The 20,027-nt window shown below is 65.3% G+C and carries 17 protein-coding genes; 6 read left to right on the forward strand and 11 right to left on the reverse strand.

The genetic code is table 11. The features are described from left to right. The coding region (locus L6D89_RS15395) for a hypothetical protein (RefSeq protein ID WP_236200370.1) at positions 1–416 on the forward strand (416 nt) is incomplete at its 5' end. A 117-nt stretch (positions 417–533) separates the two neighbouring features. Here the strand turns inward: L6D89_RS15395 and L6D89_RS15400 are convergent. Next, entirely contained in the window at positions 534–1,160 is a 627-nt protein-coding gene (locus L6D89_RS15400; RefSeq protein ID WP_236200371.1) for a LysE family translocator, read from the reverse strand. A 135-nt stretch (positions 1,161–1,295) separates the two neighbouring features. Here L6D89_RS15400 and L6D89_RS15405 point away from each other — a divergent pair, with 135 nt between their 5' ends. After that, complete coding sequence (locus L6D89_RS15405) at positions 1,296–1,778, forward strand: Lrp/AsnC family transcriptional regulator (RefSeq protein WP_236200372.1); 483 nt, start codon at positions 1,296–1,298, stop codon at positions 1,776–1,778. On the opposite strand, the gene L6D89_RS15410 is transcribed toward L6D89_RS15405, so the two are convergent. Genes L6D89_RS15410 through L6D89_RS15420 form a run of 3 tightly spaced genes read right to left on the reverse strand, consistent with a single transcriptional unit; the run spans position 1,771 to position 4,114 of the window. After that, a complete protein-coding gene (locus L6D89_RS15410) occupies positions 1,771–2,688 on the reverse strand; it encodes a 5-oxoprolinase subunit C family protein (RefSeq protein WP_236200373.1) in 918 nt (305 codons plus the stop codon). The genes L6D89_RS15405 and L6D89_RS15410 overlap by 8 nt on opposite strands. Further along, positions 2,685–3,362, reverse strand: a complete 678-nt coding sequence (gene pxpB, locus L6D89_RS15415) for a 5-oxoprolinase subunit PxpB (protein WP_236200374.1) — start codon at positions 3,360–3,362, stop codon at positions 2,685–2,687. The genes L6D89_RS15410 and pxpB overlap by 4 nt, the downstream gene beginning before the upstream one ends. Next, complete coding sequence (locus L6D89_RS15420) at positions 3,359–4,114, reverse strand: 5-oxoprolinase subunit PxpA (RefSeq protein WP_236200375.1); 756 nt, start codon at positions 4,112–4,114, stop codon at positions 3,359–3,361. Before L6D89_RS15420 ends, pxpB begins: the two co-directional genes overlap by 4 nt. A 130-nt stretch (positions 4,115–4,244) precedes the next feature. Here L6D89_RS15420 and lpxO point away from each other — a divergent pair, with 130 nt between their 5' ends. Continuing rightward, on the forward strand, positions 4,245–5,144 hold the full coding sequence (gene lpxO, locus L6D89_RS15425) for a lipid A hydroxylase LpxO (protein ID WP_236175627.1): 900 nt from the start codon (positions 4,245–4,247) through the stop codon (positions 5,142–5,144). Positions 5,145–5,444: 300 nt separating this feature from the next. Here lpxO and L6D89_RS15430 read toward each other — a convergent pair whose 3' ends face one another. Continuing rightward, positions 5,445–7,994 (reverse strand): sulfite reductase flavoprotein subunit alpha, encoded by a 2,550-nt coding sequence (locus L6D89_RS15430; protein ID WP_236200376.1) that lies wholly within the window; start codon positions 7,992–7,994, stop codon positions 5,445–5,447. A gap of 181 nt (positions 7,995–8,175) precedes the next feature. Continuing rightward, positions 8,176–10,482, reverse strand: coding sequence for a TonB-dependent receptor (locus L6D89_RS15435; protein ID WP_236200377.1), 2,307 nt, complete (start codon positions 10,480–10,482; stop codon positions 8,176–8,178). Positions 10,483–10,683: 201 nt separating this feature from the next. Here L6D89_RS15435 and L6D89_RS15440 point away from each other — a divergent pair, with 201 nt between their 5' ends. From L6D89_RS15440 to L6D89_RS15450, 3 genes are all read left to right on the forward strand, one after another. After that, on the forward strand, positions 10,684–11,364 hold the full coding sequence (locus tag L6D89_RS15440) for a Fe2+-dependent dioxygenase (protein WP_236175613.1): 681 nt from the start codon (positions 10,684–10,686) through the stop codon (positions 11,362–11,364). A gap of 6 nt (positions 11,365–11,370) precedes the next feature. Then, on the forward strand, positions 11,371–12,165 hold the full coding sequence (locus L6D89_RS15445; protein WP_236175612.1) for a tetratricopeptide repeat protein: 795 nt from the start codon (positions 11,371–11,373) through the stop codon (positions 12,163–12,165). Positions 12,166–12,262: 97 nt separating this feature from the next. Then, complete coding sequence (locus L6D89_RS15450; protein WP_236175611.1) at positions 12,263–14,065, forward strand: phosphoethanolamine transferase CptA; 1,803 nt, start codon at positions 12,263–12,265, stop codon at positions 14,063–14,065. 473 nt (positions 14,066–14,538) lie between these two features. Here the strand turns inward: L6D89_RS15450 and L6D89_RS15455 are convergent, their stop codons facing one another. The 5 genes from L6D89_RS15455 to L6D89_RS15475 all read right to left on the reverse strand — a co-directional run bounded on the left by L6D89_RS15455 (position 14,539) and on the right by L6D89_RS15475 (position 19,745). Further along, positions 14,539–15,702, reverse strand: coding sequence for a type III PLP-dependent enzyme (locus L6D89_RS15455; protein WP_045209531.1), 1,164 nt, complete (start codon positions 15,700–15,702; stop codon positions 14,539–14,541). Between the two features lie 522 nt (positions 15,703–16,224). Beyond that, complete coding sequence (locus L6D89_RS15460; RefSeq protein WP_045209530.1) at positions 16,225–17,391, reverse strand: osmoprotectant ABC transporter ATP-binding protein OsmV; 1,167 nt, start codon at positions 17,389–17,391, stop codon at positions 16,225–16,227. Between the two features lie 2 nt (positions 17,392–17,393). After that, complete coding sequence (locus tag L6D89_RS15465; RefSeq protein ID WP_236175610.1) at positions 17,394–18,059, reverse strand: ABC transporter permease; 666 nt, start codon at positions 18,057–18,059, stop codon at positions 17,394–17,396. 1 nt (position 18,060) lies between these two features. Beyond that, a complete protein-coding gene (locus L6D89_RS15470) occupies positions 18,061–19,002 on the reverse strand; it encodes a glycine betaine ABC transporter substrate-binding protein (RefSeq protein WP_236175609.1) in 942 nt (313 codons plus the stop codon). A 26-nt stretch (positions 19,003–19,028) separates the two neighbouring features. Continuing rightward, complete coding sequence (locus L6D89_RS15475) at positions 19,029–19,745, reverse strand: ABC transporter permease (RefSeq protein ID WP_236200378.1); 717 nt, start codon at positions 19,743–19,745, stop codon at positions 19,029–19,031. Positions 19,746–20,027: the final 282 nt, after the last annotated feature.

A 20,027-nucleotide genomic window follows, 5' to 3' on the forward strand; every position in this document is an offset into this window, starting at 1 on the left:
AACCCGCCCCCGTGAAGGCCGAGCTACCTGCGCCACTCCCTGAGGTGAAGCCGAAAGTGGCGGCCAGGGACGAATTCCTGCCACTGGAGCGCGCCCTCCGGGAGCAGATGTCCGCCGCACATCGCAGAGAGGCCCTGGCGCACCTGCTCAAGGCCAACCTGCACCTCCCCACTCCGGAACCCGGCGAACAGCATGTGGTGCTGGATATGGACGACGGCAGCTACGTGCCGGTCGCCACCCATCCCGCCGCCGCGAGTATCGCCCTGGGATACCTCGCCGCAGGCATGCAGCAGCGCAGGGGCGAACAGCTGGTGCGAGAGCTGCGCGGTGGCGACGTCGGCCTGCTGGTGGTTGCACGCAATCCACAGAAGCCGTCCGTGGCACGCCTGTGGAAAATCCTCCCGGAAGACCTGTAGGGGCGAGCTTGCTCGCGAACAGGCCCAGCGACGGAATCAGTTCGCGAGCAAACTCGCTCCTACGAAGAGCCGTTTGCGCTGTTCTCCAACTGGCTCACCACCGCACCGAAACTGTCCCTACAGATCACGGATCAGCGCCAGGCGCGCGCCGAAACCCAGCAGGACGGCGCCGAAGCCCCACTGCTGCACGCGCTGCATCGTCCGGTGCCGCGCCAGCCAGCGGCCCATGCGCTCGCCGCTGACGGCGTAGAAGCTGTCGAAGCCCAGCCCGACCACCACCAGTGCGCCGCCCAACAGTCCGAATTGCAGCGCCAGCGGGCCATTCTGCGGATGGATGAATTGCGGCAGCAGCACCGAGCAGAACAGCAACGCCTTGGGATTGAGCAGGTTGGTCAGCAGGCCCCGGCGAAATGCGCGCCGGTAGCTGACGGCGGATAACCCGGCCGCGCTCGGTGCCACCGGCAAACCCACCGGCGCACGCAGCAGTTGCAGGCCGATCCAGGCCAGGTAGCACCCGCCACCAATGCGTACCACATCGAACGTCCACGGCGCGCTGCGGAACAGCAGCGCCAGCCCGGTCGCGGCCAGGGCGACATGGCAGCCACGGGCCACGCCGAGACCCACGGCGGTTGCCAGAGCGACGCGGCAACCATCGCGGGCACCGGTGTGCAGCAGGAGAAGCATGTCCGGCCCGGGCAGCAGGTAGACCATCGCCAAGGCCAGCAGGAAGACACCGATATCCACAATCGCCACTCCGAAGAAGTCATTGCGGATAAGGATTCTATGCCTGAAGCCCAGGGCAGGTGCTTGCGTATTCGACCAGTATCAGGCATCAATTTGGCATGTCCTGCCAATCTTGAAGCAATCGACTAGCCACCCATGCCAACCCCGAAACTGGATGCCTACGACCACCGTATCCTCGCCGCTCTGCAACGCGATGGCCGCCTGACCAACGTCCAGCTCGCCGAAGAGATTGGCCTGTCACCTTCGCCCTGCCTGCGCCGGGTGCGCCTCCTGGAAGAGGCCGGGATGATCCGTGGCTACCACGCCGCGCTGGGCCGTGACGAAGTCGGCCTGGGCCTGACAGTGTTTGTCGGGGTGAAGGTCGAGCGCCACAGCAACACCAGCGCCGCCGCCTTCCGCCAGGCGGTGATCGACCTGCCGGAAGTCATCTCGGTACACCTGGTCAGCGGCGAGGCAGACTTTCTCCTGCAGGTGGTGCTGCCCGATCTGCGCGCCTACGAACAGTTCCTCACCGGCACGCTGCTCAAGCTGCCGGGCGTCAGCGACATCCGCAGCAACTTCGCCATCCAGACGGTGAAGGAATCTGCGCCGCTGCCGCTGCGGCATCTGCCTAAGTAGCGAAAAACCTCAGGAACGCGCGCAGGTCCGCCTGCGCCTGTTCCACGCTGGCCGGGACGAAGCGCACCTGGCTGCGCGCCGGGCATTGCGCCAGACGGCCGATGTCCAGCGGGTGCAACACGCCCAGCAACGGGTAGCCGCCCATGCTCTGGCGGTCGGCCAGCAGGATGATCGGCTGGCCGTCCGGCGGCACCTGGATGGCCCCCTCCACGATCCCCAGCGACCATTGCCGGCGAGGCGCGCTGAGCGCCTCGCCGCGCAGCCGTACGCCCATGCGGTCGGATTGCGGGCTGACCTGCCAGCTCTGCTCGAAGAAGGCCTGGCGCTGCCCCTCGCTGAAAGCATCCGGACCGGGCAGCACGCGCAGGATTGGGGGCTCGCAGTAGTCCGGTCGATAAGGCCAGGGCACGCTGGCACCGCGCAGCAATTGTTCGCCGATAGCGGCACACGCCAGCACATCCCCTGCGGCCAGCGGCTCGCCATTACCGGCAAGGCCGCCGAGCCGTTCCCGCGTCTGGGTTGCAACGCTGCCCAACACGGGAGCCGCGCAAAAACCGCCAGCGACGGCCAGATAGGCACGCTGCCCGGCACGGGCGAAGCCCAGCTTCAGGCGTTGCCCGGCACGGACGCGAAAGCGCGACCAGCCCTGCCGGGGCTCACCATCGAGAGTCGCCGGCAGCTCGGCTCCCGTCAGCGCCAGCCAGGTATCGTCCTGCGCCTCCAGCTCCAGGCCGCCCAGGGCAATCTCCAGCAACGCGCTGCCACAGGGATTGCCGAGCAGGCGGTTGGCCCAGGCCGCGGCCTGCTTATCCACAGGGCCGCCGGGGCATACGCCGAGCCGCTGCCAGCCCTGGCGCCCGCCATCCTGCAGCAGGCAAAGCGGGCCGCAAGCGCTGACCCTCAGGCTCATGCGACACCGCCCGCAGCTCGAAAGGCCGCTTCGTCGATAGGCACGAAGCGCACCCGATCGCCCACGGCCAGCGGACAGGGTGGCTCCTCGCGCGGATCGAACAGGCGCTGCGCGGTACGCCCCAGCAGATGCCAACCGCCGGGCGAGGCCTGTGGATAAACCGCCGTCTGCCGCTCGGCAATCGCCAGGCTGCCAGCAGGCACGTGCGTGCGCGGTGTCGGCCGACGCGGCAGGGCGAGACGTTCGTCCAGCTCGCCGAGGTAGGCGAAGCCGGGAGAGAACCCGATGGCGCCGACGCGATAGTCGCGACCGGCGTGCAGATCGATCACCTGGGCGGAGGTAAGCCCGCACAGCCGGGCGACTTCCGCGAGATCCTCGCCGGCATACCACACGGCAATATCATGCAGGCGCCCGGCACGGTCGGCGTGGGAGTCATCGGGCCACTGCGCGAGCACGGCCTGCACGTGGCCTTGCAGTTGCGGCAGGTCGATGCGCAGCAGGTCGTAGTGCAGCAGCAACGTGGTCCAGCCCGGCACGCAATCGGTCAGCGCCGCCCCCAACTCAATGCGCAGGCGCTCGGCCAGCCAGGCGATGCGCAGCAGCAGGGTATCGTCGGGCTGCTCCGCGAGGGTGATCAGCAGCGCCGTGGCGCCGAAAGCTTCGATACGGATCATGCCTGGTCCAGCAGGCCACGCAGGCGCCGCAGCACCGCCAGGGATTCGGGGTTGTCGCCATGCACACAGAGACTGTCGGCGCGCAGACGCAGCGGGTTGCCGTCGATGTCCGGGAAGGCTTCGCCACGGGCGATAGCCAGGGCCTGGTCGAGGATGCGTTGCGGCTCGTGGTGCACGGCGTTGGCCAGCCGCCGCGGGGCGAGCTGGCCATCGGGCAGGTAGGCGCGGTCGGCAAAGGCTTCGAACATCAGCGGCACGTCGGCGGCATCCGCCAGTTGCAGCTCGCGGCTGTTGTCGGCCAGGGCCAGCACCATCAGCGGCAGGCGCTTGCGGTAGGCAGAGCAGGCATCGAGCACCGCTGCGAGCAGCGCATCGTCGCGCACCAGATCGTTGTACAGCGCGCCGTGGGGCTTCACGTAGGCCACCTGGGTGCCGGCGGCGCGGCAGAAAGCGTCCAGCGCGCCGATCTGGTAGAGCACCAGGGCGTGGACCTCCTCGGGTGAGCAGTTCATGTGGCGGCGACCGAAGCCGGCCAGGTCCGGGTACGCGGGGTGCGCACCGATGCTGACGCCCTGCTCTACCGCCAGACGGACGGTGCGCTGCATGGTCAGCGGGTCGCCCGCGTGATAGCCGCAGGCGAGATTGGCCTGGTCGATCAGCGGCATGGCGTGGGCGTCATCGCCCATGCGCCAGGCGCCGAAGCTTTCGCCCATGTCGCAGTTCAGCAGGATTCGCGTCGTGCGCTCGCTCATCGGTGTCGCCATCCTTCCAGATTTTCTACAGGTTAAAGCAGAGCATGGCCTTTGGCCTTCGGAGAATACTCAGTCACGTTCAGGAGGAGTACTATCCACGGTCTGTAGTAGCGGATACCTCCTCCGAATGATCAAAGCCGCCATCCTGGCCGCCTTCGGCCTGAGCATCGTCTATGTCCACCTGCGTGGGCGGGTGCGCCACAAGTTCACGCGCCAGCTGAGCGACCACTCCAGCTTCCTGGCGCCGATCAACTGCCTGATGTACCTGTTCTCCAGGGTACCCAGCCGCCCGTACCTGGCGACCGAGCAGTTCCCGGAGATGCGCCTGCTGACCGAGAACTGGGAAGCCATCCGCAGCGAAGCCCTGCACCTGCGCGACGCCGGCAGCATCAAGCGCTCCGACCAGCTCAACGACGTTGGCTTCAACTCGTTCTTCAAGACCGGCTGGAAGCGCTTTTACCTGAAGTGGTACGACGACAGCCATCCGTCCGCCGACGCCCTGTGCCCGAAGACCACCGAGCTGCTGCGGCAGATTCCGTCGGTGAAGGCGGCGATGTTCGCCGAGCTGCCGCCGGGCTCGCGCCTGGTGCGCCACCGCGATCCCTATGCCGGTTCGCTGCGCTACCACCTGGGCCTGCTGACGCCGAACGATCCGGGCTGCTTCATCGAAGTGGACGGCGAGCGCTACCACTGGCGCGACGGTGAGGCGGTGGTGTTCGACGAAACCTATATCCACTACGCCGAGAACACCACGGAGCATGACCGGGTGATTCTCTTCTGCGACATCGAGCGGCCGCTGAAGTACGGCTGGGTGACGGCGTTCAACCGCTGGTTCAGCCGCAACGTAATGGCCGCTGCCGCCTCGCCCAACGACGCGGGCGACAAGACCGGCGGCATCAACCGCGCCTTCGCCTCGCTGTACAAGATCCGCCTGCAGGGCAAGGCCCTGAAGAAGCGCAACCGCAAGCTGTATTACCTGCAGAAATGGGGCTTCTTCGCGGCGGTGCTGGCGCTGTTCCTGTGGATCTGAGCGGCTGGATTCAAACGCTCCGATAGCAAAAGAAAGGCCTCCGCATTCGCGGGGGCCTTTTTGTTTGCGCCATGTGAGGAGCCCTGCGTAGGGCGAATAACCTGGAACAGGTTATCCGCCGGCTCGGCTGCCAATCGGCGGATAACGCTGACGCGTTATGCGCCCTACGAAATTCGCGAACCCGTCCGGCGCTGGAGTCGCCGGCAAATCCGTTCGCGAGCAAGCTCGCTCCTACGAAAAGCCGGTCATTCTGAGCGCGGGAGTGGACTCCGTCCGCGATGGGCTACGCCCAACGCCCGCTCAATACACGTCGCGCCGGTAGCGACCGCTCTCCAGCAACATCTCGACCTCGGCATCGCCGAGCATCTCGCGCAGGGCGCGATCGACTCCCTCGGCCATGCCTTGCAGGCTACCGCAGACGTAGATCACCGCGCCCTCTTGCAGCCACTGGGCGAGCGCTTCGCCGCTGGCGCGCAGGCGGTCCTGCACGTAGACCTTCTCGGCCTGGTCGCGGGAGAAGGCGACGTCCAGGCGCTGCAGCTCGCCGCGCGCGAGCATGCCTTCGAGCTCGTCGCGGCAGTAAAAGTCGTGGGCGATGTTGCGCTCGCCGAACAGCAGCCAGTTGCGCGAGCGGCCTTCGGCTACGCTCGCCTGCAGCAACGCGCGCAGGCCGGCGATGCCGGTACCGTTGCCGATGAGGATCAGCGGACGGTCATCCTCGGTGAGATGGAAGCTGCGGTTGCGGCGCAAGCGCAGCAGCAGGCTGCCGCCCTCGGGCAGGTACTCGGTCAGCCAGCCGGAGCAGATGCCCAGCGAACCGTCGGCGTGCTGCTCCTGGCGCACGATCAGCTCCAGGGCGCCTTCGCTGCGCAGCGAAGCGATGGAGTACTGGCGCACCGAGAGCTTGATCAGCGCATCAACCACTGCCTGACCGTGCTGGCCGACCAGATGTTCGAGGTTGCCCGGCAGCAGGCAGCCGGCCAGGGCGTCCTTGAGTGGCATGGCCAGGCCATCCACCTGCACGCTGCCGGAGCCGTCGAGGCCGAGGCGTTCGAGCCATTGGCTGACGAGGAATTCCGGTTGGCGCGGAAGGATTTCCACCAGGTCGCCGGCGGCCCAGTCGACCTGCGAATCGCTGGGCGCAGTCAGGCGCAGCAACCAGGTGGACTCGCCCTGGCTGCCAGGATTGAGGTGCTCACGACCACTCAGCGTCCACACCTCGAAGGCTGGTGCGCTGAAGGCCGCTTGCGGCGCGGTGCCGGAGAGTTCGGCCAGGCGCACTTGCCAGTCATGCAGCGCGGCGGCGTCGCCGTTGTCCACTTCCACGCCATCGAACAGCGGGCGCGCGCCCTGCCCTTGCAACCAGCCCTGCATGCGCCGGGCGAAGCCGCAGAAGTGCTCATACTGACGGTCGCCCAGGGCCAGCACGGCGAAGCGCAGGTCGTTGAGGCCGAGGGCCTGGCCGAGCACCTGGCGTTCGAAGCCACGGGCGCTGTCCGGAGCCTCGCCTTCGCCGAAAGTGCTGACCACGAACAGCGCATTGCGGGTCTGCTCCAGCTGCACGCGGTCCAGCTTGCCCAGCGGTTCGACGCGTACCGGCAGGCCAGCAGCCTGCAGCTGACCGGCGCTCTGCCAGGCCAGTTGCTCGGCGAAGCCGCTCTGGCTGGCGTAGCCGATCAACCAGGAGTCGGCACCACCAGCCGTAGTACCCAGCTCGCCGCGGGCGGCCAGCGCTGCGCGCTTCTTGCGGCGGCGATCAAGGTAGAGCAGCCAGCCGGTGATGAAGAACAGCGGCATGGCCAGGCTGGCGAGCATCATCAGGATGCGTCCGGTGAGGCCGAAATAGCTGCCGACGTGCAGGGCGTACACGCTGGTGAGCAGTTGCTTGCCGGCGCTGCTGTCGTTGTAGCGGCGGTCCTTGAGCAGCTTGCCGCTGGCCGGGTCGATGGTCATCTCGTTGAAGGCGCGCTCGTGGGCAGCGTCATCGAGAAGGTAGAAGACGGTGGCCGGCTGGCCCTTCACCGGCGGCAGGCGCAGGTTGTAGGCGGTCATGGCGGAGCCGCCGGTCTGCTGGATGGTGTTCCAGATGGCAGTGGCATCGACTACCGGCGGCGGGCCCTCGGGCGCCGGGCCGCGTTTACCGCCGCCACGCTGGCCGCCCTTGGCCTGGCCGGCGGGGGCGTCGTCGAGCAGCTTGAACAGGCCGTTGCGGTACCACTCGTAGGACCAGTACAGGCCGGTCAGCGAGGCCAGGAGGTAGAACACCAGGCACCAGGTACCGGCCACGGCGTGCAGGTCCCAGTTGAAGGCGCGGCCTTTCTTGCGCCAGTCGAAGGTCAGCCAGGTGCGCCAGTTCAGCGCCTTGCGCGGCCAGCGCAGGTACAGGCCAGAGAGACAGAAGAAGATCAGGATCAGGGTGCAGGCGCCGGTGATCCGCTGGCCGACTTCGCCGGCGGCGAGGAAGCGATGCAGCTGCATGATGAACATGAAGGCGCCCTCGCCCACTGGCGCGGGCAGGGCTTCTGCGGTGTAGGGATCGACATACAGGGATTCGCCACGGCGCTGGCCCGGTGGCGGAGTGAAGAAAATGCGCGCGGATTCCACGCCCTCGGTCTTGAGCCAGAAGAAGGCGACCTTCTTGCCTGGTTCGGCGCTTTCCACCCGGCGGATCAGTTCGTCCATCGGCAGCACGGACTCGGCGCGCTTCTCCACCACCAGGCTGTCGGGGTTGATGGCGCGCAGGATCTCGTCCTGGAACGACAGCATCGCCCCGGTGATGCCCATCAGCGCCAGCACAAGTCCTGCGCTGATACCGAACAGCCAATGCAACTGGAAAAGGACTTTCTTCAACACCGCGGCTTCACCTTCGGACACCCATCACGCAGGGCGGGCATTTTAATGAGAATGGCTCGCAAACGCAGCCGTTTTAACAATCTTTACCCTGGCCTTACCCTCAGCGGAAAAGGCCCGGACAAAGAAAAACCCCGGCCGAGGAGCATCGGCCGGGGCGGGTCGCCAGGAGTGCGCGCCCTTAGAAGTGGAAGTTGGTGGACAGCAGCACGGTGCGGCCGGCCGCCTGCGACGCGTAGTGCGCGGCATAGGCCTTGTCGAAGTACTGCTTGTCGAAGACGTTCTGCACGTTGAGCTGGAAGTCGAGGTTCTTGCTCAGCTTGTAGGAAGCCATCGCGTCGTAGCGCCAGTAGTCCGGGACATACATGGTGTTGGCCACATCGCCGTACACCTTGTCGACGTAGAAGGTGCCGCCGCCGATGGTGGCATTGGGCAGGACGTCGTAGGTGGTCCACAGGCTGAAGCTGTTTTCCGGGGTGTTAGGCATCTTGTTGCCGTCGTTGGACGGTGCAGTGGCGTTCACCGTGCCGGTACGACCCGCCTTGCCGGCCTTGACCAGCTCGCTGTCGAGGTAGCTGTAGCCGGCGAAGACTTTCCACTTGTCGGTGATCTTGCCGCTGGCGGACAGCTCGATGCCGTCGACGCGGGACTGGCCGGCGTTGTCGTAGGTCTGGTTGGCGACCAGTACGCGGGCGTTGTCCTTGTCGGTGCGGAAGATCGCTGCGGTCAGCTCCAGGCGCTCATCGAGGAAGTTCCACTTGGTGCCGATTTCGTAGTTGGTGGTTTCTTCCGGCTCCAGGTTGTTCTTCACCGCGAAGGTGTCCACGGCGTTGCCGGTGTCACCGTTGTCCAGCATCGAGCCCGGCGGGGTCGCGGAGGTGGCATAGGAGGCGTAGATGCTGCCGTTGGGCGCCGGCTTGTAGACCACGCCAGCCTGCCAGTTCCAGAAGCTGGAGCTGTCTTCGAACTTGGTGGTCGGCGACACGCCATGGTTCTTCGCGGTGGTCTCGAAGCTGTCGAAGCGCGCGCCGACGTTGACCTGCCACTGCTCGTTCAGGTCGATGGTATCGAAGCCGTAGATCGCCTTGGTGGTGGCCACGGTGTTCAGCGGCTTGTAGTTGCGGACGATGCTGCCGTTCCACGGGTCGTGCGGGTTCGGGTTTTCCAGGCTGGTGCAGTTGTAGCCGCTGGGCGCGCCGACGATGGCCGGGCGGCACTTGTTGGCGCCAGCGCTGGAACCGGTGTTGGTGTTCACCGTATAGCCGTCACGCTTGCTGTCCTCGCGGGTGAATTCCAGGCCGGTGGTGAAGCTGTTCTTGAAGCCGGCCAGGTAGAACTCGCCGAACAGGTCGGTCTGGTTGGTCGCGGTTGTGGTGGTGCTGACGCGGTTGTTGTTGCGGCGCCAGACCGTGCCGTTGTTGATGTTGCCCTGGCTGTCGTCGGGCTGGGTCCAGATGTAGTCCTGGTGCGCGGTGCCGTAGCGCAGGGTGTTGCGCAGGCCCAGGGCATCGTTGAAGTCGTGCTCGAAGGTAATGGTGCTGGTGTCGATGCGGCTCTTCTGGAAGTCGCGGTCCTCCAGGCCGTAGTAGTTGTCGCGGTCGACATTCACCGGCTTGTCGGGGTTGTGCTTGCTGCGGTCGGCGCTCTTGGCGTAGGGGATGCCGGAGTCCGGGGTGTCGTCGCTTTCCAGGTGGTAGTGGCTGACGGTGACGCGGGTCGGACCGTTGAGGCCGAAGGTCAGCGACGGCGCGATACCCCAGCGGCTGGCGTCCACCGCCTGGCGACCGGCGACGTTCTGGTCGTGGGTCATCAGGTTGAGGCGGAAGGCGGCGTTGCCGTCGAGGAATTCCTGGTTGGTGTCGAGGGTGTAGCGGCGGGTCTGGTCGGAGCCGTAGGTGAAGCTGCCGTCGGTGAAGTTGCCGGCCTTGGCCTGCTTGCTGATCAGGTTCAGGCTGCCACCGGCCGAGCCGCGGCCACCGAAGGCCGAGTTCGGGCCTTTGCTGACTTCGATCTGTTCGAGGTTGAAGACTTCGCGGGACTGCGCGCCGGTGTCGCGCACGCCGTCGACGTAGGTGTCGCTCTGTGCGTCGAAACCACGGATGAACGGACGGTCACCCGTCGGGTTACCACCCTCGCCGGCGCCGAAGGTGATGCCCGGCACGGTACGCAGGGCGTCCTGCAGGGTCAGCGCGCCGGTGTCCTTGATCACCTGCTGCGGCACCACGGTTACCGAGCGCGGCGTATCCAGCAGCGGCGCGGTGTACTTCTTCGACGCGGACTTCTCGACGTTGTAGGTGGTCGGGTCCTGCTGCTGGGTGCCGACGACGGTGTCGGCGTCCAGGGACAGCACGTCCTGGCCGGACTTCTTCGACGAAGCTTCGGCGGCGTGGGCCAGATGGGTACCGGACATGGCGGTGATCGCCACGCCGACAGCGCTGACTAGAAGGCGCGGCTTGCTGCCGGCGAACTCGGTGGATTGACGCGACATCGAAACTCCCTCCCCAGGGGCTCATGAAGGCCGCGCAATCTATTGCAAATAAGAATTTGTATCAATTCACATTCATTACCATACGCAGATGATTTACAACTTTTACACTTTCTCCCTGTCGGAAGTAGGGGTATGGCGGTTGTACCGATCTGTTGCAAATCATTATCATTGGCAAATTATCGAACCTGATGGAACCGGCCCATGCTGCTGCACATTCCTGGCGTCTTCACCCGCGATGAGGTGGCGCGCATCCGCGCCGCCCTGGAGCAGGCCGAGTGGGCCGACGGCAAGGTCACCGCCGGCTACCAGTCGTCCCGCGCCAAGCACAACCTGCAACTGCCGCAGGACCATCCGCTGGCCCGCGAGATCGGCGAGGCCATGCTGCAGCGCCTGTGGAGCAACCCGCTGTTCCAGTCCGCCGCACTGCCGAGCAAGGTCTTCCCGCCGCTGTTCAACTGCTACACCGGCGGTGGTTCGTTCGACTTCCACATCGACAACGCCGTGCGAGACACCCAGGGCGGCCGCGAGCGCGTGCGCACCGACGTGTCCTCGACGCTGTTCTTCAGCGACCCCGATGACTACGACGGCGGCGAACTGGTGATCCAGGACACCTACGGCACCCAGCAGGTGAAGCTGCCGGCCGGCGACCTGGTGCTCTACCCCGCCACCAGCCTGCACAAGGTCAACCCGGTGACCCGCGGCGCGCGCATCGCCTCGTTCTTCTGGACCCAGAGCCTGGTGCGCGAAGACAGCCAGCGCGCCCTGCTGTTCCAGATGGACCAGTCGATCCAGGCGCTGACCCGCGATGTGCCGGAGCATCCGGCGCTGATCGAGCTGACCGGCACCTACCACAACCTGCTGCGCCGCTGGGTGGACGTCTGACCCGCCATGAGCTTTGTCCTGCGCCGCACTGAAGAAATCAACGCCGAAGACCTCACCGGTCAACTCGCCGACAACCCACGACAGGCTGCCCGGCTGATCCTTGCCGGCGCCCGCGATGGCGACCTCGAAGCCCAGGCACTGCTCGGCCAGATCCTCCTCGACGGCCACGGCATCGAGCAGGATGCCGGCCTCGCCCTGACCTGGTTCGGCATCGCCGCCGAGCGTGGCCACGCCATGGCGCGCAACATGCTCGGACGCTGCCTGGAGCACGGCTGGGGCTGCCCGCAGGATGAGGCCGCTGCCGCCCGTCACTACGCGATAGCGGCGCAGCGCAAGCTCGACTGGGCGATGTACAACCTGGCCAACCTGCTCTCCACCGGGCGCGGCGTAGAGCGCGACGACGCCCGCGCGCTGGCGCTGTACCAGAGCGCAGCGGCGCTGGGCCATGCCAAGTCGATGAACCTGGTCGGGCGCTTCCACGAGGAAGGCCTGGTCGTGCCGCGCGACCTGGATGCCGCCCACCGGTGGTACCGTCGGTCGGCCGAAGCCGGTGATTTCCGCGGCCAGTTCAGCCACGCCTCGGTGCTTGCCGAGCGTGGCGACCTGCCAGCCGCGCGTATCTGGCTGGAACGTGCGCTGGAAGGCGGCAACCTCAACTTCCTCCGCGTGGCCCGCGAGCAGCTCGCCGCCTCCATGCCGCCCAGCCTGCGGGAGCTGACCCTGGCCTACTTCCAGCGCGCCGCCGAACTGGGCGATGAGTCGGACCTGCATCACCTTGCCAAACAGATGGGTGTCGCCTGACACCCTTTGACGTAATTTTCACGCCCGTCTTGCTAGCTTCGCCGGCTAACCTGGCTGCCGGAACGTTCGGCAGCCGCCTGGCAACGACGAGGCGCAAGTGTCGAACACATCATCTCCCGCAGCGCGCAAACGCGTGGACTGGGCCGCCCTGGGCTGGCTCCTGCTGTTCTTCTGGTACTTCTCCGGCGTTACCCAGGCGCTGATCCTGTTCAGCGGCACTACCGGCTTCGCCGGCTTCCGCGACGCGTTCTTCCTCAGCAGCCTGTGGCTCGCACCGCCGCTGCTGCTGCCGCGCTTCACCAAGGGCATCGCCGCGATCATCGGCCTGGTGCTCTGGGGCGCCTCGCTGGTGGGGCTGAGCTACTTCGGCATCTACAAGCAGGAGTTCTCGCAGAGCGTCATCTTCGTGATGTTCGAGTCGAACACCGCCGAGGCCGGCGAGTATTTCAGCCAGTACTTCAGCCTCTGGCTGTGCCTGGCCCTGCTGGCCTACAGCGTGGTCGCCGTACTGCTGTGGAGGCGCATCCGCCCGGTCAGCATGCCGGCCTATGCCCGCGTACCGCTGGCCATCCTGCTGGTCGCGCTGAACCTGGTCTATCCGTTCTACAAGCAGATGGTCACCCAGGAGCGCACCTTCGCCCAGGCCGTGGAGAAGGTACAGTCGCGCATGGAGCCGGCGGTGCCCTGGCAGTTGGTGGTCGGCTATGTCCAGTACCGCCAGCAGCTGGAAAACATGCAGAAGCTGCTGCAGCAGAACGCCTCCCTGCCGCCCCTGCAGAACCTCAAGGACAGCAGCGGCGACGCGCCGCGCACCCTGGTACTGGTGCTGGGCGAATCCACCACTCGCCAGCACATGCACCTGTACGGCTACGGCCGCGACACCACGCCGAACCTCGACGCCCTCGCCGCCAGCGGCCAGGGCCTGACGGTGTTCCAGAACGTGGTCGCACCGCGCCCCTATACCATCGAGGTGATGCAGCAGATCCTCACCTTCGGTGATGAGCAGAACCCGGACAAATTCCTCACTGATCCGTCGCTGATCAACCTGATGAAACAGGCAGGCTACAAGACCTTCTGGATCACCAACCAGCAGACGATGACCAAGCGCAACACCATGCTCACCACCTTCTCCCAGCAGACGGACGAGCAGGCGTACCTGAACAACCAGCGCAACCAGAACGCCAGCCAGTACGACGGCGTGGTGCTGGACCCGTTCGAGAAGGCCCTCAAGGACCCGGCGCAGAAGAAGTTCATCGTCGTCCACCTGCTGGGCACGCACATGGACTACCGCTATCGCTATCCGGACGAGTTCGCCTACTTCAAGGACCGCCAGGGCGCGCCCTCGGCACTCTCGGATGACCAGGTGGAGACCTACAACTTCTACGACAACGCGGTGCGCTACAACGACTTCGTGGTGTCGAGCCTGATCAAGCGCTACTCGGCCGCCAACGCCAATGGCTTCATGCTCTACCTCTCCGACCACGGCGAAGAGGTCTACAGCTCGGGCAACCATGATCGCCTGGGCCGCAACGAGATGGACCCGACCCGGCCGATGTACACCATTCCTTTCATGGTCTGGACCTCGCCGAGCTGGCAGGCGGAGCACCCCCGCGACCTGCAGGCGGTGGCCAACCGCTCCTACAGCAGCTCGCACCTGATCCACACCCTGTCGGACCTCGCCGGCCTGAGCTATGACCGTTTCGAGCCGGCCAAGAGCCTGGTGAACCAGCAGTTCGCCGCTGCGCCGCGCTGGATCGGCGACCCGTACAAGAAGGACGGCCTGCACGAGTTCGACAAGCTGCCGCTGGACAAGGCCGCACAACAGCAGGAAATCGCCACCGGCACCAAGGCGCCAGCCACCGCACAGGCACCGGTGAAGGCGCAGCCCAACGAGGGTTGAGTCTTTGCTGATGTCATGAAAAACGCCCCGCAACGCGGGGCGTTTTTCATTCTGCCTGGCATGATCACAGGGTCCTCTGTAGGAGCGAGCTTGCTCGCGAACCGCCCTCCGCAGCGGGGTCAAGGTGTTCGCGAGCAAGCTCGCTCCTACAAGGGCATCGTGCTCCCTGGATGTCCTCGGCGGTCTTGAATCGATCGCGGACGCAGTCCGCTCCTACGAGATACTTCTGCGCTTGGGCCACCCTCACCCTAGCCCTCTCCCAAGGGGAGAGGGGACCGTTCGGTGCAGGATGAAACGTCGGCAACAGCCGGCACGGACGGCTCCCTCTCCCCCTGGGAGAGGGTTGGGGTGAGGGGGAAGACGCAGCGGCGGACTATCCAGAGAAGACAGTTGCTCCTGCGACGGAGCACCAGCCCACCGCACACGAAATGAAAAAGCCCCGCATCAGCGGGGCTTTTTCATTGAAGCTGGGCTTACAGGTAGAACGCCTTCAGCGGCGGGAAGCCGTTGAATTCCACCGCGCTGTAGCTGGTGGTATAGGCGCCGGTGGACAACCAGTACAGGCGGTCGCCAGCGGCCAGGTTCAGCGGCAGACCGTACTTGTAGTGCTCGTACATGATGTCCGCGCTGTCGCAGGTCGGGCCGGCGATCACCACTTCTTCCAGCTCGCCCGCCTTCTCCACGTGGATCGGGAACTTGATGGACTCGTCCATGGTTTCGATCAGGCCGGAGAACTTGCCCACGTCGGTGAACACCCAGCGCTCCACCGCGGTACGCGACTTGCGCGCCACCAGCACGACTTCACTGACCAGGATGCCGGCGTTGGCGATCAGCGAGCGGCCCGGCTCGAGGATGATTTCCGGCAGCTCATCGCCGAAGTCTTCCTTGAGGAAGCGGATGATCTCTTCGGCGTAGGTTTCCAGGCTGTTGGTCTTGGCGATGTAGTTGGCCGGGAAGCCGCCGCCCATGTTGATCAGCTTCAGTTCGATGCCGTCTTCTTCCTTCAGGCGCTCGAAGATGACCTTGACCTTGGCGATGGCTGCGTCCCACACGCCGATGTCGCGCTGCTGCGAGCCAACGTGGAAGGACACGCCGTAGGGCACCAGGCCCAGGTCGCGGGCCAGCACCAGCAGATCCATGGCCATGTCGGACTGGCAGCCGAACTTGCGCGACAGCGGCCAGTCGGCGGAAGTGGAGCCCTCGGTGAGGATGCGCACGTAGACCTTGGAGCCCGGCGCGGCCTTGGCGATGTTGCGCAGGTCGGCTTCGGAGTCGGTGGCGAACAGGCGCACGCCCTTCTCGTAGAAGTAGCGAATGTCGCGGGCTTTCTTGATGGTGTTGCCGTAGCTGATCTGCTCGGCGCGCACACCGGTCTTCATCACCTTGTCCAGCTCATAGATGGAAGCGATGTCGAAGTTCGAGCCCTTGTCGCGCAGCAACTCGGTGATCTCGGTGGCGGGGTTGGCCTTCACCGCGTAGTAGATCTTGGCGAACGGGAAGCAGCCGGTCAGCTGGTCGTAGGCATCGGCGATGGTCTGCTTGTCGATGACGACGAAGGGGGTTTCCTGCTTGTCGGCGAATGCCTTCATGCGCTGGAAGGTTTCGGGGGCGAAGTAATCCTCGACCTTGATGGACATGGTTGGGACTCCAAATGGCAGAACAGGTTATTCGTAGGGGTGAAGCTGAACGTCGAATCCGTTTCCCCACTTTGGTTCGCCTACTTCCCAAGGCATGTCGCCGAGCATTACCGATACCGGGGCAAGGCACCGGCTATCTCTCGTCGTCAGTACTTGAGCCGGATGGATCGTTTCCAGCATGGACGTTCGGGCGCGAACTTTAGGACCTGAAGTTCATGAGTTCAACCCTGAATTGCCGCTTTTTTACATCCCTTTGTCGCACTGCCGGTTGACTGTTTTGGATACTCAACAAAATGCACGGAATACCGCACAGAACGGGGCTTTCGACGGGTTTCAGCATCATCGGCCTACTGAGTTAACGACCGGTGACAGAGGGGGGAGTTCAGCTGTTCGGGATGGGTGGTGCGGGAGAACGTTTACGAGTGGGATAAAGAAGCTTTTGCAGGAGCGAGCTTGCTCGCGAACCTGGCCCCGCAGCAGGGAATCGGGTTCGCGAGCAAGCTCGCTCCTACAGGTAGCCCCCTACGATGCCTGGGCGACTTCCGCCGGCGAGACGATATTGGTCTTGCGCCCACGCGAGCGCCCCGAGCTCAGGTAATCGGCAATCGACTCCTGTGTCACCTCGCCAAGGAACTGTCCGTCCGCATCGAGCACCGGCAGCCACGAGCTGTTGAACTCGTACATGCGCGACAACAGGATGCGCAGGTGCTCGTCGTGGCTGGCGGTGACGCGGAACTCGTTGAGGAAGTCGCTGCACACGCCATCCTTGCGGCGCATGTCCTTGCGCCGCACGTAGCCCAGGCCCTTGCCGTTGGCGTCGACCACCACCAGGTAGCGGCGGTCGTCCTCCTCCATTTTCTCCAGCGCTTCTGCCACCGTGGTCTGCGGGTTGGCGGTGACGATGCTGCTGTCCGCGGCATCCTCGGCGCGCACCAGCAGCAGGCGCTTGAGCGTGCTGTCCTGGCCGGTGAAGGCACTGACGAACTCGTCAGCCGGGTGCGCCAGCAGCGTGTCCGGATGATCGAACTGGAGCAGGCGGCCGCTCTTGAACACCGCCACCTTGTCGCCCAGCTTGATCGCCTCGTCGATGTCGTGGCTGACCATGATCACGGTCATGCCCAGCTTGCGCTGCAGCTCGAAGAACTCGTTCTGGATCGACTCGCGGTTGATCGGGTCCACCGCACCGAACGGCTCGTCCATCAGCAGCAGCGGCGCATCCGCCGCCAGCGCGCGAATCACCCCGATGCGCTGTTGCTGTCCACCGGACAGCTCGCGCGGATAGCGCGACAGGTACTGCTTGGGTTCGAGCTTGACCATGGCCATCAGCTCGCGCGCCTTGTCCTTGCACTTCTGCTTGTCCCAGCCGAGCAGGCGCGGCACGACCATGATGTTTTCCTCGATGGTCATGTTGGGGAACAGGCCGATCTGCTGGATCACGTAGCCGATGTGGCGGCGCAGGGTCACTTCGTCCAGCTCGCGGGTGTCCTGGCCGTCGATCAGCACACGCCCGGAGGTAGGCTGGATGATGCGGTTGATCATCTTCAGCGTGGTGGTCTTGCCGCAGCCGGAGGGGCCGAGGAACACGCAGATCTCACCCTTCTCCACGGTCAGGCTGACCTTGTCCACGGCGCGGAATTCCTTGCCGTCCTTGAGGGTGAAGGTCTTGGTCAGTTGGTCGAGTTCGATCATGTTCAGTCTCCTGTCTGCGGGCGCAGGCCCTTCGGGGTGAGCGCACGCTGCAGCCACTGCAGCAGCAGGTCGGCGGCGATGGCGAGGAGGCTCACCAGGACCGCGCCGACCACCAGCATGGGCATGTTGGATTGGCTGATGGAATTGAGGATGAGCACGCCCAGGCCGCCGGCGCCGATCACCGCGGCGATGGTCATCACGCCGATGTTCATCACCACGGCGGTACGCACGCCGGCGAGAATCACCGGCACGGCGATGGGGATGTCGACCATCCGCAGGCGCTGCCAGAAGGTCATGCCGATACCCTTGCCGGCTTCGCGGATACCGGGCTCGACGTTGGTCAGCGCCAGGTAGGTGTTGCGCAGGATCGGCAGCAGCGAATAGAGGAACACCGCGGTGATCGCCGGCAGCGGGCCGAGGCCCTGGCCGATCTTCGAGTAGAGCGGCAGCATCAGGCCGAACAGCGCGATGGACGGGATGGTCAGCACCACGGTAGCGGCGCCCTGCAACGGCCCGGCGAGCCACTTGAAGCGCGTCATCAGCACGCCCAGCGGCACGCCGACGACAATCGCCAGGCCTACGGCAACGGACACCAGCATCAGGTGCTGCAGCGTCAGTTGGCCGACCTGCACCCAGTCGAGGCGGGAAATCACGGTCATGAAGTCCATGTCAGTTCTCCTCCCCGGCAGGCTGCTTCTGCGTGGTCTGCGCGTTGTCGCCGATCAGCTGGTGCTCGCGCAGGAACTGCTGCGCCACACGCTGCACCGGCTCCTGCTGGATATCGACCTGGGCGTTGAGCGCCTGCATGGTCTTGTCGTCGAGCAGCCTGGCGATGGGGTCGAACAGCGTCTTCAGCTCGGGATGCTTCTGCAGCAGGTCGGCACGCATCACCGGCGCGGCGTTGTAGAACGGGAAGAACTGCTTGTCGTCTTCCAGCACGCGCAGCTTGAAGTCCTTCAGGCGGCCATCGGTGGTGTAGACGAGGCCGACGAACACCTGGCGGTTCTTCAGCGCGGTGTACACCAGCCCGGCATCCATCTGCCGCACGTCGTCGCGGGTGAAGTGGAAGCCGTACAGCTCGCTCATCGGCGCAAGGCCATCCGGGCGGCCGGCAAACTCCGGGTCCATGGCGAACAGGTGGGTCTGCTTGTCGCCCTGCTCTTTCATTACCCGGGCGAGGTCACTGAGGGTACGCACCCCAAGCTGTTCGGCCTGCTCCTCGGGCATCGCCAGCGCATAGGTGTTGTTGAACGGTGCAGGCGTGGGCCAGACCAGCCCCTTCTTGCCGTCCAGTTCGCGGACCCTGGCCAGCGACTGCTTGGCATCGAGCTTGTCCTTGACCTTGTTGTAGACGATCAGCGACGAGCCGGTGTACTCCCAGACCAGGTCCAGCTGGCCGCTCTGCTGCGCGCTGCGCGCCAGGGTGCTGCCCAGTCCATTGGTGACCTTCACCTCGTAGCCCTTGCTCTGCAGGTACTGCGCGGTGATGGCGGTGAGCAGGCGCTGCTCGGTGAACGGCTTGCCGCCGATGCGGATCACATCGGCCGCCTGCGCGAGACCGGTTGAAGCGGCGAGCACGAGGCCCAGCGCGCCGAGCAGACGTCGTGTCATGCGGGCTCCTTTCAGATAGGCCATGGTCATTTCACCAGCCCCCGTTCCAGGAAGCCGCGGCTGAACAGCACCACCAGGCCGTCGAGCACCAGCGCCAGCAGCGCGGTGCACACGGCGCCGAGCAGCAGCTTGGACTGGTCGTCCAGGGCGATGCCGGGGAAGATCAGGCTGCCCAGGCTGTTGGCGCCGATCAGGAAGGCCAGCGGCGCGGAGCCGACATTCAGCGCCAGGGCGATGCGCACGCCGCCCATGATCAACGGCACCGCATTGGGCAACTCGACCCGCAGCAGCACCTGCCGCGGCGTCATGCCGATGCCGGTGGCCGCTTCCTTGAGCGAGGCCGGCACGGCGCGCAGGCCCTCGTAGGTATTGCGCACGATGGGTAGCAGCGAAGCGAGGAACAGCGCGAGGATCGCCGGGCCGTTGCCGATCCCGACTATCGCCAGGGCGATGGCCAGTACGGCCAGCGGCGGGATGGTGTTACCGACGTTGAATACCTGCATCAGGCGCTCGGCCTGTCCTTGCAGGGCGGGCCGGCTGAGCAGCATGCCGGCGGGGATGCCGACCACGATGGCGGCAAACATGGACGCGAACACCAGGATCAGGTGCGCCTGCAGGTAGAACAGCAGGTCTTCGCGGTACTGCCACAGAGTGGCGGGGGTGATCCAGTGGATCAGCAAAGCCAGCACAACGACTGCGAAGCAGACGCCGAACAGGGCCTTGCCCGTGGTGGACTTCACCATGGTTGGGGGACTCCCTTCGGGTGCGCGGCGACTGGCATCGCCGCGCTCAAGTGACGCTCGATCCCGTCCTGAGACTTACCTGGGACCTCGATTAAACGCGACGAGAATCAAGTACTTGCGAAAGCGCCTGCGGATTGTCGTCGCGAAGGGGTGGACCCCCGTACGTGCCGTTACGTTCAATAAAATTGCCATCCTTGTGCCATCGCGCGGCCGCGCATTCGGCTTCAGCCCCCATGGTCCGGGGGCTGTGGCGGACAAACTTTTTTTTGAAAAAAGTCGCGA

This window comes from Pseudomonas pseudonitroreducens, assembly GCF_021603645.1.
Taxonomy (GTDB): Bacteria; Pseudomonadota; Gammaproteobacteria; order Pseudomonadales; family Pseudomonadaceae; genus Pseudomonas; species Pseudomonas pseudonitroreducens.